The organism is Vibrio sp. 1641, from assembly GCF_033339995.1.
Lineage (GTDB): Bacteria > Pseudomonadota > Gammaproteobacteria > Enterobacterales > Vibrionaceae > Vibrio > Vibrio alginolyticus.
In genome coordinates, this window is the sequence record NZ_JAWOVP010000491.1 from 1 (window position 1) to 526 (window position 526).

A 526-nucleotide genomic window follows, 5' to 3' on the forward strand; every position below is an offset into this window, starting at 1 on the left:
GACTTCACGAATACAACCCTAGCGAGAACCTACAAAAAGCGTGGGCATTGTTGTTTGCCTCGGTGATTTTCTATATCCCAGCAAACCTCTACCCTATGATGTACACCGTCAGTCTTGGGCACTCAGAAGGTTCAACCATTATGGAAGGCGTCATCTTGCTGTGGCATTTAGGCTCCTACCCTATCGCCATGGTGATTTTCTTCGCGAGCGTGTTTATCCCGATGGCGAAAATGTTGGCGTTGGCGTGGTTGTATTACAATGCGCAAAAGGCTCAATACCTTCCACCTGAAGAGAGCATTTCGCGCTTAAAGATATACCGATTAACCGAATTCATTGGCCGTTGGTCAATGATCGATATTTTTGTTGTCGCCATTTTAGTTGCACTGGTTCAGTTGCAAAACTTAATGGCCATTTACCCCGGCCCTGCTGCATTATCTTTTGCCGCAGTGGTCATTTTCACCATGCTCTCTGCGATGATTTTTGACTCCCGTTTGTTGTGGCAACTACCACAGAGCGAAGTGCAAGA

The 526-nt window shown here is 46.6% G+C and carries 1 protein-coding gene; it reads left to right on the forward strand.

Annotation, left to right across the window (positions count from 1 at the left end; translation table 11 throughout):
- Positions 1 to 526 (forward strand): paraquat-inducible protein A (locus R7Z47_RS26735; protein ID WP_318131011.1); only part of this gene is annotated, 526 nt, incomplete at both ends.